Consider the following 12962-nt stretch of genomic DNA (forward strand, 5'->3'; position numbering starts at 1 on the left):
ATCAGCCGCCGACGGATAGCGGCTCACGAGATTCGACCGCGTCCACTGTCACAGGCCGGGTTTCCGTCCGTGCCGCTCGCAAACCGTTGAGGATCACAAAAACCTCCGCCACCTCGTGAATCAAGACCACGGTGGCCAGTCCGAGCACACCCGTGATGGCGAGCGGCGGTAGCACCGCGATGATGAGCAGTGAAAGAACGATGTTCTGGTTCATGATTCGGCGGCCGCGGCGAGCGTGGTCGACGGCTTGCGGAATCAGGCGCAGGTCTTGCCCGGTGAAGGCGATATCGGCCGATTCAATCGCTGCATCAGAGCCGGTCGCACCCATGGCAATGCCCACATCCGCTGCGGCGAGCGCTGGGGCGTCGTTGATGCCGTCCCCGATCATCGCGATGGGCCTCGTCTGGCTCATGTCTCGGATGACTGCCGCCTTGTCCTCGGGCCGAAGTTCGGAGCGGACATCCGTGATTCCAGCCAGATGACCCAAGGCCTGTGCAGTTCGCTTGTTATCACCCGTGAGCATGGTGATGCGGGTACCCCGAGCAGACAAGGTTCTAACCACTTCTGGCACCTCAGGACGCAGCTCGTCCCGCACGCCGATGGCACCGACCACGGCGCCATTCCGGTGGACGATCACGGCGGTCATGCCCAGTTCTTCCAGTCTGCGCACATCACTCGCGAGCTCTCCGGCGTCGAATCGACGTGGGCTACCCACACTGATTTCCGCTCCGTCGAGGGTGCCTCTGATTCCTTCTCCCGCTTCCTCAATGATGTCATCCGCGGCTGGAACATCTGGGGCCTCTTGAGCAATGGCTGCGGCCAAGGGATGGGTGCTGTGCTGCTCCACGGCAGCGGCCCAGGAGAGTACCTGTTCCCGGGAGCTTCCCTCAGTTACTAACACCTGGGTCACGGAAGGACGGTTGCGGGTCAATGTGCCGGTCTTATCGACCGCCAGCTGACTCACGGTGCCGAATCGTTCCAGGGTTGCTCCACTCTTGATAATGACCCCGAATTTACTGGCGGATCCGATGGTGGAAACCACAGTGATCGGAACGGCGATGGCCATGGAGCACGGGGACGCGGCGACCAGTACCACCAGGGCCCGCGTGATCCACAACTCGGGATCTCCGAACAGCGATCCGATAACGGCCACCAGTGCCGCGAGAATCAGCACTCCGGGGACAAGTGGCCGGGCAATTCGATCTGCCAACCGAGCACGCTCGCCCTTCTCGGATTGTGCCTGCTCAACCAGGCTGACGATAGTCGTCAGGGAGTTGTCGGTTCCTGGGGCGGCGGCTTCGACTTCGAGGACGCCGGTGGTATTGATGGCGCCCGCGGAGACCTCCGCCCCGGGCCCGATCTCCAGAGGGATGGACTCGCCAGTGATCGCCGATGTGTCTACGGCGCTGTGACCACGGCGCACGATGCCATCGGTGGCTAGCCGCTCCCCGGGCTTGACGAGCATGAGCTGCCCCGGACTCAGATCCTGCCCAGGGACGGAAACAGCTTTGCCATCGACGAGAACTGTGGCTGATTCGGGAACGAGCTTGAGCAGGGCGCGAAGGCCATTTCGGGCCTTGTCCATGGCCTTGTCTTCCAGAGCCTCAGCGATCGAGTAGAGGAAAGCCAGGGCGGCTGCTTCTTCCACATACCCGAGAATCACAGCACCCATAGCACTCATGGTCATCAAGAGGGAGATACCAAGCTTTCCCTTGACCAAGCGGCGGATCGCCCCGGGAACAAATGTCGAGGCACCGAGTAGCAAGCTGGTCCAGAAAAGGACGAGCGCGACAGTTTCTGCACCCACCCAATGACTCAGCAGTCCAGTGAGGAACGAGATGCCGGAGGCCACCGGAACCATGACACCGCGATCACGCCACCACGGGGCCTCTACCTGGTCCTCGCCCGGGGAGGTCGTTACCCCTTCACAACCGCACGCGCTCATGCTTCTGCACCCGGTTCGCAGCATCCAGGCACGGAGCATGCCTGGTCGATACAGGGAGCGTCTTCATCAACCGCCAGCGTTACCTCGACGAGGTCAGCCAGAGCCCGCGATAAGTGGGGATCAGCTACCTCATACCGCGTCCTTCGCCCTTCCGGTTCCGCCACCACAATGCCGCAGTCGCGCAGACAGGTCAGGTGGTTGGAAACGTTCGACCGGCTGAGGCTGAGTTCGCGGGACAACTCAGCTGGATACCCCGGGCCCTCCAGAAGCCGCAACAGGATGCGGGATCTAGTGGGATCGGCCATGGCTCGACCGAGCCGGTTCATGACATCGAGGCGCGTCGTAATGGTCAGCATGTACTGACCATACAGCAACCGCTGTACTATTGCTCTCCATTACGCACCGTACTGCGCCGCACGATTAGCGGTTGGGGCGGGCTCCACGGCCACCGAGCTGACGGGACTTGTCGCCGTCCTCAGCGAGCTTGGCGCGCAGTTCCTTGGGCAGGGAGAACAGGATGTCTTCCTCCGCGGTGACGACTTCCTCGACCTCGCCGTAGCCGTATTCGGCCAACAGTTCCAGGACCTGCTGCACGAGCACCTCTGGCACCGAAGCACCGGAGGTCACGCCCACGGTGGCCACGCCCTCGAACCAGGACTCATCGACTTGGTTGGCGAAGTCCACGCGCTCGGCCCGCTTGGCTCCGTATTCCTCGGCGACTTCCTTGAGCCGTACGGAGTTGGACGAGTTAGCCGAACCCACCACGATCACCAAGTCCGTCTGGGGAGCGATTTCCTTGATCGCAGCCTGACGATTGGACGTCGCGTAACAAATGTCATCGCTGGGCGGGTCCTGCAGGTTGGGGAACTTCTCACGCAGCCGGTTCACGGTCTCCATGGTTTCGTCCACGCTCAACGTGGTCTGCGAGAGCCACACCACCTTGTCGGGATCGTTGACCTCGAGAGTGTCCACGTCCTCCGGGGAGTTCACGATCTGGATGTGCTCGGGAGCCTCACCGAACGTGCCCTCGACCTCTTCGTGGCCCACGTGACCGATCAGCAGGATCTCGTAGTCTCCGCGAGCGAAACGCACGGCCTCGCGGTGCACCTTGGTCACCAGCGGGCAAGTGGCGTCAATGGTCTGTAGGTTGCGATCCGCCGCGGACTGCACGACCGCCGGGGACACACCGTGGGCGGAGAACACGAGCAGGGATCCCTCGGGAACCTCGTCGGTTTCGTCCACGAAGATGGCCCCGCGTTCTTCCAGCGTGCCGACCACGTACTTGTTGTGCACGATCTCCTTGCGCACGTACACCGGGGCACCGTAGTGCTCGAGTGCCTTCTCCACCGCGATCACGGCGCGATCCACGCCGGCACAGTACCCGCGCGGCGCGGCTAACAAGACCTTGCGAGAACCAGCGACCGGGGCGGCGTCGGCGATCTCTTGAGGTGTGCGCCGTACGCGAGGAACGGTGGGCATGGAAAGATCAACGGTTGTGGACATGCCCTTAATGGTAGGCGACAGCGTGACGTCTCACCACGGCGCCCGTCACACCCACGAGGACCAACACGGCAGCCCAGATCATGCCCGTGACGCACCGGGCCACGAATGATTCCCGCAATAGACCCACGATTTCGAGGACCACCAGATTCGCCACTGGCTCAATCGAGGATGCCGAGATGAGAGATTGGGCCGCCAGGAGTGCCGCAATCAACAGTGCCGCGGTCATGGCCAGCCCGGCGAGTCCCAGGCCCGCGACGGCCAGCCAACGGCGAGGAGCCAACAGTAGCGTGGCGATACCCAGTGCCCCGGCCAGCCACGGGAGCACGAAGCGCCACTGGGCGATCCACACGATCACGTCGATGGCAGGTCCCGTACGAGCGCCGGGAACGGTCACCGTGAGCTCCTGGGTGCTCAACGCGGGGTCAATCCCGATGGCGTCCCGAACGCGCTGATCGATCGTGGCGCCCACGGGATGGACGTTCACGACCAAGTTCTCCGGGGCCTCCCCCATTTCCGGCGAGAGCGGCACGTTGGCAGCGTGGGTTTGAACGAGCACCTGGGTCCACATCTCCCGTTGCTCGGGAGCGGTCGCGAAAGATTCTGCGGCGCCGACGGCGCGCTCCCGCACGTTTTCGAGGGTCCGGTCCACCGGCCCGAGTCCGGTCTGGTAGTCATCGAGCAACCCGAATGAAGCGCGACCCAGGAGGGTGCCCACCAGTTCTGTCTGGAACTGGGTGTCCGTAACAACCGAGTGCGCGGTGTCTTGAAACCCGGACGGTGACAGCAAATGGTCCTGCAGCCACGTGAGCCCGAGCCACGCGGCAAAGAACAGCCCGGTGAGGAGTCCGCACAGCACGGCGCATACGGTTCGCAGCGCACGGGTGGTGGAGGCAGGGGGTTGAGGGGTCACGGCTCCACTTTAGGGAAAAGTTGCCTGTGCATGTCGTCCGGGGGTGGTAAGCATGACCCATGAGCACACCAACTTCGCCGCAGCTCTCGGATGCTGTAGACGCCCCGGACCCCCACCGGGAACTCGCTCAGTTCGCTCGGGACACGTCCCCGGAGAATCCTTGGCCGCTCGCCCGCCTGTCCTCCAACCTCAATGCCTGGATCAAAAAGGCCCCGGATGCGTGGGTCGAGGGTCAAGTCATCGAGGTCAACCACCGGGCACGCGTCTCCTACGTGACCCTGCGGGACATGAACGAGGAAATGTCCGTCTCCGTGACCCTTTTCGGCCAGGAAATGGCTGCGCTGCAGCGGCCCCTGGAACAGGGCATGCGCGTGGTGGTGAACCTCAAGGCAGACTTCTATGCCAAAACGGGTCGCCTCTCCATGATCGGCCGCGGCATCCGCCCCGTGGGCCTGGGCGATCTGCTGGAACGTCTCGAACGGTTGCGCCGTGCGTTGGCGGATGAGGGGCTATTCGACCCCCGCCACAAGAAACCGCTGCCCGTGTTGCCCTCGTGCGTCGGGTTGATCACGGGCCGCAATTCGGATGCCGAGAAAGACGTGGTGCGTAACGCGTCCCTGCGCTGGCCGGGTGTGCAGTTCGAGATCCGCGAAGTTCCGGTGCAGGGCAATGGGGCCGCACACGCCGTGAGCGCCGCGCTGGCGGAACTAGATCAGTTGGATCACGTGGACGTCATCGTGATTGCCCGCGGCGGCGGCGCATTCGAAGACCTTCTGGCCTTCAGCGACGAGTCCTTGATCCGCAACGTCTTTGCCGCGAACACCCCCGTGGTCAGCGCGATCGGCCACGAGAATGACCAACCGCTGTTGGATTACGTGGCGGATGTGCGCGCCTCCACTCCCACGGATGCCGGTAAGCGCGTGGTGCCGGACGTTCAAGAGGAACGGCTGCGCATCGGCCAGGCTCGCGCCGCCCTGGACCGAGCGGTCACCACCCTCATCGAGCGCGAACAGCAGGGCTTGGCATCCATGCGCACCCGCCCGGTGCTCTCCCAACCGGACGGCATGATCCTGGTGCGGGAAGAAGATCTGGACCGCTGGCGCTCTCGGGCGTGGTCCGCGGTCAACACAGCCACGCTTCGTGCGCAGGACGCGGTCACCCAAATGCGGGCGCGCGTCCGTGCCCTATCCCCTCAGCAGACTCTGGATCGCGGGTACGCCGTGGTCCAGACCAATGATGGGCACGTGGTCACCGAATCGGATTCCGTGAAGACCAAGCAACAGCTTGCCGTGCGCCTTGCCTCCGGCGAACTGGGCGTCACCGTAGACACAGCCAGCAAACGCCATCCCGGCGAACACTAACCAGCGCCCCAACAGCACTGCTTCAGAAAGGACCATCATGACCAAGGAAAACCAGTCCTCGGACAACGCCGCACCGGACCTGTCCGACATCGACCAGCTCGGCTACGAACAAGCACGCGAGCAACTCGTGGAAATCGTCTCCAAGCTCGAAACCGGCGGCACCACCCTGGAAGAGTCATTGCAGCTGTGGGAGCGCGGTGAAGCACTAGCCACCCGCTGCGAGAAGTGGCTGGACGGTGCTCGGGAACGGCTCGACGCCGCCCGCGCCCGGCGTGAAGAAACTCGAGAGCAAGCGGCGTCGGAGGAGTAACGGCCCGGGGCGGTACCGCCTACTGGTGGTACCCGGACAGGAACTCGCCGAGGCGGTCGAGAGCGGTATCCAGCATCTCCACTGCGGGCAAGGTCACCAAGCGGAAGTGGTCCGGTTCGCCCCAGTTGAACGCAGTGCCGTGGCTGAGCAGGATCTTCTGTTCCTTGAGCAGGTCCAGGGCGAAGCGCTCGTCATCCTCGATGCCGAACTTCTCCACGTCCAACTTCGGGAACAAGTAGAGAGCACCATGTGCTTGCTGGCACGTAACGCCGTCGATCTCGTTGAGCTTCTTGTAGGCCAGGTCGCGCTGTGCCTTGAGGCGACCGCCGGGCAGAATCAGGTCGTTGATGGATTGGTGCCCGCCCAGTGCCGTCTGGATCGCGTGCTGCGCGGGCACGTTGGCGCACATGCGCATGTTGGCCAGCAGCTTGATGCCCTCGATGTAGGACTCCGCTTTCCAGTTGGGGCCGGTGATCGCCAACCAACCGGAACGGTAGCCGGCCACCCGGTACGCCTTGGACAGGCCCGAATACGTCAGGCACAGGACGTCCTCGCCGGTGAGTGAAGCCAGGTTGATCATCTCGGCGTCGTCGTAGGTGATCTTTTCGTAGATCTCGTCCGCGAAGAGGATGAGCTCGTGCTTCTTGGCGATCTCCACAATCTTCTTGAGGGTCTCGCGCGAGTACACAGCGCCGGTGGGGTTGTTGGGGTTGATCACCACAATGCCCTTGGTGCGGGAGGTGATCTTGGATTCCAGGTCTTCGAGATCCGGGTTCCAGCCATTCTCCTCGTCGCACAGGTAGTGCACGGGGGTGCCGCCGGACAGCGCAACCGATGCGGTCCACAGCGGGTAGTCCGGGGAGGGCACCAGGATCTCGTCACCGGTGTCGCACAGCGCCTGCAAGGACATGGTGATCATTTCGGATACACCGTTGCCCAGATAGACGTCATCCGTGTCCAGATTCATGATGCCGCGCGTCTGGTAGTACTGCACCACGGCGGTGCGGGCGGAGTAGATACCGCGCGAGTCCGAGTAACCCTGGGCGTTGGGCAGGTTCTTGATCATGTCGACCAGGATCGAATCCGGCGCCTCGAAACCGAAGGGCGCGGGGTTGCCGATGTTCAGTCGCAGAATGCGATGTCCCGCCGCCTCCATTTTTTCCGCTTGGTCCAGCACGGGACCGCGGATGTCGTAGAGCACGTTCTTCAGTTTGTCGGATTGCTTCACCATTGCCATGAGGGCAACACTACTCGTCCGTCATGGCGCTGCCACGCAAATTTAGCGGGGCTGTTCCCTGATAAATGCTGCCGCTTCCTCGGGTGCCATCTCCGGATTGTCGCCGCTGACCAAGCGCGTCATCATGGCCAGGTCTCCGGTGCGAACACTGGTCGTGATGCCGTTGATCGCGGAGACGGCGCCCCCGGTGAGCCCTTCCGATGCCACTGCCACCAGTTTCTCCGGGCGGTACAGATTATTGGGGTCGTCGAGCACCCGCAGGTCGTCATCGTCGATCACGGGTGAGGACTCGGGCAGCACCGCGGCCTGAACCTCGTTGTTAAGCAGCGCATCCACCCGCTCGTCATAGTCGACAATCTCCGGAGCGGATTTCGGCTGGCAGTCGTAGTAACTTTCCAACCCCTGCACGCCCTGGTCAGAATCCGCGTAATTGCCCGGCATACCGACCGCCATCTCAGAACACTGCTCCCCCACCGAGGTGAGATCGTCCAGTTCCAGCTCCACGGCAGTCGCGGGAGCCACCACGAATCGGTCGGTGTTTTCCGCCGGGCCTTGATTGAGGATCTGCAGCCCCCTGGGCATCGAGTCGGGCAGCGCGTCGTAGACGTCGTCCCCGGAGGGCCCGGTCTCGCCGGTGAACCCGAGCAGCTGCGCAAGCGAACCAATGAATCCCGGATCCTCGGACGCGGTGGGCGCAGGCGTGGGTGTGTTCGATGGCGACGCCGGGGTTTCGTTCTCCGCCACGTGCACGTACAGATCACCGGTGAAATCCGGGAACACATGCACTTGCTTGGCCTGCAGCGCGTCGAACAGTTCATTCCGGTCACGCCCGACATCAACGACCTCGGCGCCAATCCCCTGGTTGCGCAGTTGCTGGGCGTACATGTGCGCCACCACGCGGGTCTGGTCGCTCACGCCCGTGGCAATCTTCACGGCGCTGCCATCTTTCGTTCCCGCTGACGACGCCGCCGCGGCCGGCTCGGGTTCGATATCTCCCGGTGCGGAGCTCTCACCTCCGTTGTCGCACGCAGTGAGCGCGAGCAATCCCGTCAGAGCGATCCCGAGCAGACCAACTTGGCGTGTTCTCGAGCGAGTCCTCATCACCCTGCGGCTGTGCAGAGGGGCGCTGTGGGGAGCACCCGTGCTGTGCTCAACGGTCACTCTTCGATGTCCTGCTCGACCACGGGGCTCGGTTGTTCTTCTGGTTGGTCGACCCACGTGCCCAGGCCAGCCAACCGCAGGGCTTGATCCACCAAATCCAGGCGGTCGAGTTCGTCGAGTTCCACCAGGGGAACCCACCTGGTGTCGTCGGAAGATCCATCTTCTTCAACGGTCAGTTCACCGTCCAGCACGTGTGCGGTGTAGAGGACCCGACACGCGTGGTACTCCCGGGGGTTGCCGTCCAGTCGCTGCTCGGGAGACATCCACCTGCTGTGCACTCCCAGCATGGTGTCGGTGGCCACCGTGTACCCGGTTTCCTCCAGAACCTCCCGCAGCATGGTGGTCTCCGGTTGCTCACCGGGTTCCATACCGCCCCCGGGGAGGGTCCACGCGCCGTCGAAATCGGCGCGTCGCGGATTCCAATGGGTCAACAGAACCTGTTGGTCATGGACGATGAGCGCGTACGCGCCCACCCTGGAATCGAAAGCCAAACTCATGGTGACGAGTCTACTGACCGGGAGCGAGCGGCGTCGTACCCGCCGAGCCACGCGAGCCCGCCCGTTGTCGCGAGTAAAAGGTGAGCGGAGATAATGGGCGGGTGAGCATCGTGGACAATGCCATTTACCGCAACGGGCAGCGGATCGAGACCCCGTCCAACCTGCAAGAGACCTACCGGTTGTTGCGACAGCTGAACGAGGAATGCGGGACCACCGATGACGGCCAGAAGGAGTCGGTGCTCGCATGGATCGGTCTGTACCGGCCCAGCGCGGCGGAGGTGAAGTCGCTGGCGGAGCACTTCAAGTTGCACGAGCTGGCGGTCGAGGACACCATTCAGGCACACCAGCGGCCCAAGATCGAGCGCTACGGCGACACCCTGTTCACCGTGCTGCGGCCCGCGGTCTACAACGATCATGACGAGACCGTGGACATCGGCGAAATCCACATTTTCACCGGGCCCAATTTCGTGATCACCATCCGCCACTCGGAATCCATGGGTGTCACGCGAGTCCGCGAGCGCGTGGAAGGTCAAGCTGAGCTGATCAGACTGGGCGGGGACGGCGTGCTCTACGCCCTGTTCGACCAGATCGTGGATGATTACTTCCCGGTGCTCGACGGTCTTGAGAACGATATCGACGAGATCGAGGACGCCCTATTTGCCGGCGAGCATCACGTGTCCCAGCGCATTTACGAGCTCGCACGCGAGGTCAATGACTTCCACCGCGGGGTATCACCGCTGAACACCGTGATGAACCAGTACTTCGCGGGATTCCAGAAGTACGGCACCAACGTGGAACTCCAACACCGGTTGCGCGACGTGCTCGACCACGTGATCGTGGTGAACAACAAGCTCGAGTCCATGCGTTCTTCACTCGCGGACGCCATGACCCTGGACTCCACACTGACCACGGCCCGGCAGAACGAGGCCGCAATGGAACAGAACGAGCAAATGAAGCGCATCTCGTCCTGGGCGGCCATCCTGTTCGCTCCGTCCATCGTGGGTTCCGTTTACGGTATGAACTTCGCGCACATGCCTGAGCTGGAGTGGCAGTACGGCTACCCCATGGCCCTGGGCTTGATGCTGGGTGTGGGTGTGGTGCTCTACGTGATTTTCAAGGCCAAGAAGTGGCTCTAAGGCTCGCTTAGGGGCCATTCAACCGGGGCGGTTAATCTAGTGCTCGATGGAAGAGAAACTGCTTGATTGGCATTTTTGGTTGGATGCACCGTTCCGTGTGCTCCTGATTTTCCTGGGCGCATTGGTCCTGACCGCCGTGTTGCGGTTGGTGATTCGCAATGTCACCCGGGGAATTGCGCGTGGATCCCGCTCTCGCATCGTGCGCAAAATCGACAATGGGAAGGCCCGATGGGTCGCCGATGCCGGGCTGGCCTCGGACCGTCAGGCGCAGCGAGCCTCCACCGTGGGGTCCGTACTGTCGTCCGTGGCTGTGATTGTCATTTGGGCCGTAGCCATCCTGATGATCATTGCGGAGCTCGGTTTCAATATTGCGCCGGTGCTGGCCTCCGCCGGTATCGCCGGTGTTGCCTTGTCTTTCGGCGCGCAATCCTTGGTGAAGGATTACCTGTCCGGAATCTTCATGGTGGCCGAGGACCAGCTGGGCATCGGCGATTCCGTGGACCTGGGCGAAGCCATCGGCACGGTGGAGAGCGTGGGACTGCGCGTGACCCAGGTCCGCGATGTGAAGGGCACCCTGTGGCACGTGCGCAACGGCGAGATCCTGCGCGTGGGCAACCAGTCCCAGGGCTGGGCCCGCTGCGTCCTGGATATCCCGGTCCCCTACGACACCAATATCGACCTGCTCACCGACCTCATCGAGCACGAGGCGCAGCTGTTGCGCGATGACCCGGACATGGGTCCCAACATCATCGATGACCCCGAGGTGTGGGGCGTAGAGAACATCACCGGCGAATCCATCACCGTGCGCCTGGCCGTGAAGACAGCGCCACTGCAGCAGTGGGACGTGGCGCGTGTCTTGCGCGTGCGCATCAAAAAGATGCTCGACCGCGAAGGCCTGCGCTTGCCATTGGTCAATCAGATGGTCGTGCGCAACGACGGCACCGCGGGCGGTTCCACCTCAACCGACGACGACACCCGCACCACGTCCTTCCCATTACCACGAGTTCCGCAGACCGGCCAGCTGCGCACGACCGTGCGCAAGCCGGAGCCAGCCCCGGACACCTCTACGACAGACGGCCGCACCCCGACCAGCGGGGATTCCAGCACCGACTCATCTGAACGCCGCGGAGACGGTTAGTTCCGGGCGTTTCTAGCGTGGGCGGCGTCGTCGGGCATTTTTGCTCGCCGACGCCGCTTTTGCCCCCTTAGGTCCCTTGCCGCCGCGGCGCTGCGGGGCCTTGGGCTGCTGTTTCTGGGACTGCTTCTTTTTCTTGCCCTCTTGATCTTTACTCGGCGGCGTGTCGCGGCCGCTGTTTGCGCTGCGACCACGCACGATGCCCACGAACTGCTGGACCGTGGCCTCATCCTCTTCGCTGAGATCCTGCGGCCACACGAGCACCACGGGGATGGTGGGGGCATCCGTGAGTTCGCGGTAGGTGACGTCCTTGCGGTGGTGCAGGCGGGCCAGCGACATGGGCAGGATGACCGGGCCCACGCCGGCGGCAGTGAGTTCCACGGCCATGCCGGCGTCATCGGTGGCGGGCTTCTCTTGAGGCGTGGATTCAGCCTTCAGCTCGTCGGTGGTCAGTGATTCCGCGACGGTGAGGATGTGGTCCTGGTCCAGTACTGCGACCTGCAGTTCTTCATACAGGGCGACCGCCCGAAAGTTCTGGCGCAGTTCCTCCAAGCTGGGGTCCTGCTCCTCCCTGTCGAGGCGGACGAAGCAGGCTTTGATGTCTCCGTTGGTGAGTGCTTCTCGCCAATCGTCAGCCCGGAATTGCTGTTGGCTGAGGACTGGCTTGTGGCGGCGCTCTTCCCACCGCCGGAACCACTTACCCGGCATGACCCCGGGAACGTAGCCGACGGCAAACTGATCCTCTTCTTCTGGATCATGCGTGTGCGGCTGCGCTGCCTCGGGGAGGTCCGATTCGGTCATGGGACAACACTAATCGGCGCGGGCACTGACTCATGCTCGACGTGCGAAAAATAGGTAGGAGGACTACAGTGATCTCTGTTGCAAGGGGCTTTAGCTCAGTTGGTAGAGCGTTTCGTTCGCAATGAAAAGGTCAGGGGTTCGATTCCCCTAAGCTCCACTCTGTCCTGAGTCGGGTCATCGTTGACAGATGAGTCGGTAGATGGATGACAGAAGGGTCTTGGAATTTTACGGTTCCGGGGCCCTTTTGTCGTGTCTGGGGGTGGGGGTTCACTGCCGGTGGTGGGGTCGTTGGTAGTTGCTGGTGGGGTTGATGGTGTGTTCGGCGATGATTTCTCCGGTGATGGCGTTGCTGGTGATGACGTGGTTGTCGTGGATGAGCATGAGCACGGGTTCACCGATGTGGGCTCGGCCCATGCCTAGGTGACGTAGTGTCCCGGCGTAGCGCAGGCTGACTTTTCCCCAGGCGTCGATCACGTCGGTGCGGGTGCGCCATTCGGGTGTGGTTTCGGTGTTCGGGGTGGCTTTCGGGGTTGCTGCGTAGGCGGTGGCTGGGGTGGTTCGTGCGATGGCCCGGTGGGGTCTGGCGGTGTTGTACCAGGTGCGGAATTGGTCCAGGAGTTCTTGAAGTTCGGTGGTGGTGTCAGGGAGCGGTCGGGCGGTGAGCCAGCGTTTGAGGGTTTGATGGAAGCGTTCGATTTTCCCTTGGGTTTGTGGGTGGCCTGGTGCCCCGTTCTTTTGGTGGATGTGGTGGGCTTCTAAGAGTTTCTCGAACCCGTTACGACCTCCCTTGCGGCCGGCTAGGCGGGCGGTGAAGACCAGCCCGTTATCGGTCAGGGTCGAAGCTGGTGGCCCATAGGTGCTGATCAGGCCCTGCATGGTGGTGACGATGTCGGCACCGGTAAACGCTAATTGGGTGCGTAGGTGCAGTAGGTAGCGGGAGTGATCGTCGAGGAAGTCCAGGATCTC

Annotated in this window: 13 protein-coding genes and 1 tRNA gene; 5 read left to right on the forward strand and 9 right to left on the reverse strand. The window is 62.8% G+C overall.

What is annotated here, in order from left to right; translation table 11 throughout:
• Position 1: 1 nt before the first annotated feature.
• The 4 genes from RF638_RS13830 to RF638_RS13845 all read right to left on the reverse strand — a co-directional run bounded on the left by RF638_RS13830 (position 2) and on the right by RF638_RS13845 (position 4358).
• Complete coding sequence (locus RF638_RS13830) at positions 2 to 1945, reverse strand: heavy metal translocating P-type ATPase (protein WP_368842258.1); 1944 nt, start codon at positions 1943 to 1945, stop codon at positions 2 to 4.
• The gene (locus tag RF638_RS13835) at positions 1942 to 2301 is read right to left on the reverse strand and encodes a metalloregulator ArsR/SmtB family transcription factor (protein ID WP_344223953.1); all 360 of its coding nucleotides are present in this window, start codon (positions 2299 to 2301) and stop codon (positions 1942 to 1944) included. Before RF638_RS13835 ends, RF638_RS13830 begins: the two co-directional genes overlap by 4 nt.
• A gap of 64 nt (positions 2302 to 2365) precedes the next feature.
• A complete protein-coding gene (locus RF638_RS13840) occupies positions 2366 to 3448 on the reverse strand; it encodes a 4-hydroxy-3-methylbut-2-enyl diphosphate reductase (protein WP_344223952.1) in 1083 nt (360 codons plus the stop codon).
• A gap of 4 nt (positions 3449 to 3452) precedes the next feature.
• Positions 3453 to 4358: a hypothetical protein gene (locus tag RF638_RS13845; RefSeq protein ID WP_368842259.1), complete on the reverse strand. Its 906-nt coding sequence runs from the start codon at positions 4356 to 4358 to the stop codon at positions 3453 to 3455.
• Between the two features lie 59 nt (positions 4359 to 4417).
• On the opposite strand from RF638_RS13845, the gene xseA reads away from it, so the two are divergent.
• Both xseA and RF638_RS13855 read left to right on the forward strand, forming a co-directional pair.
• Entirely contained in the window at positions 4418 to 5719 is a 1302-nt protein-coding gene (gene xseA / locus RF638_RS13850) for an exodeoxyribonuclease VII large subunit (RefSeq protein ID WP_368842260.1), read from the forward strand.
• A 37-nt stretch (positions 5720 to 5756) separates the two neighbouring features.
• Entirely contained in the window at positions 5757 to 6029 is a 273-nt protein-coding gene (locus RF638_RS13855; RefSeq protein WP_368842261.1) for an exodeoxyribonuclease VII small subunit, read from the forward strand.
• A gap of 19 nt (positions 6030 to 6048) precedes the next feature.
• On the opposite strand, the gene RF638_RS13860 is transcribed toward RF638_RS13855, so the two are convergent.
• From RF638_RS13860 to RF638_RS13870, 3 genes are read right to left on the reverse strand one after another with little or no spacing between them, the layout of a single operon-like run.
• Positions 6049 to 7266, reverse strand: a complete 1218-nt coding sequence (locus RF638_RS13860) for a pyridoxal phosphate-dependent aminotransferase (RefSeq protein WP_315279483.1) — start codon at positions 7264 to 7266, stop codon at positions 6049 to 6051.
• 42 nt (positions 7267 to 7308) lie between these two features.
• Positions 7309 to 8367, reverse strand: coding sequence for a glycine betaine ABC transporter substrate-binding protein (locus RF638_RS13865; RefSeq protein WP_368842262.1), 1059 nt, complete (start codon positions 8365 to 8367; stop codon positions 7309 to 7311).
• A gap of 56 nt (positions 8368 to 8423) precedes the next feature.
• Positions 8424 to 8924 carry an NUDIX hydrolase gene (locus RF638_RS13870; protein ID WP_368842263.1) on the reverse strand — a complete coding sequence of 167 codons (501 nt, stop codon included), beginning with the start codon at positions 8922 to 8924 and terminating at the stop codon, positions 8424 to 8426.
• 101 nt (positions 8925 to 9025) lie between these two features.
• Here RF638_RS13870 and corA point away from each other — a divergent pair, with 101 nt between their 5' ends.
• Both corA and RF638_RS13880 read left to right on the forward strand, forming a co-directional pair.
• On the forward strand, positions 9026 to 10060 hold the full coding sequence (gene corA, locus RF638_RS13875; RefSeq protein WP_368842264.1) for a magnesium/cobalt transporter CorA: 1035 nt from the start codon (positions 9026 to 9028) through the stop codon (positions 10058 to 10060).
• Positions 10061 to 10106: 46 nt separating this feature from the next.
• On the forward strand, positions 10107 to 11198 hold the full coding sequence (locus tag RF638_RS13880) for a mechanosensitive ion channel family protein (protein ID WP_368842265.1): 1092 nt from the start codon (positions 10107 to 10109) through the stop codon (positions 11196 to 11198).
• Positions 11199 to 11210: 12 nt separating this feature from the next.
• Here RF638_RS13880 and RF638_RS13885 read toward each other — a convergent pair whose 3' ends face one another.
• A complete protein-coding gene (locus tag RF638_RS13885) occupies positions 11211 to 11996 on the reverse strand; it encodes a LysR substrate-binding domain-containing protein (protein WP_368842266.1) in 786 nt (261 codons plus the stop codon).
• An 84-nt stretch (positions 11997 to 12080) separates the two neighbouring features.
• On the opposite strand from RF638_RS13885, the gene RF638_RS13890 reads away from it, so the two are divergent.
• Positions 12081 to 12153: transfer RNA gene (locus RF638_RS13890), tRNA-Ala, on the forward strand.
• 110 nt (positions 12154 to 12263) lie between these two features.
• Here RF638_RS13890 and RF638_RS13895 read toward each other — a convergent pair.
• Positions 12264 to 12962 (reverse strand): integrase core domain-containing protein (locus RF638_RS13895; protein ID WP_368842267.1); only part of this gene is annotated, 699 nt, incomplete at its 5' end.

It is taken from the genome of Kocuria sp. CPCC 205235 (genome assembly GCF_040980905.1).
GTDB lineage: Bacteria > Actinomycetota > Actinomycetes > Actinomycetales > Micrococcaceae > Kocuria > Kocuria carniphila.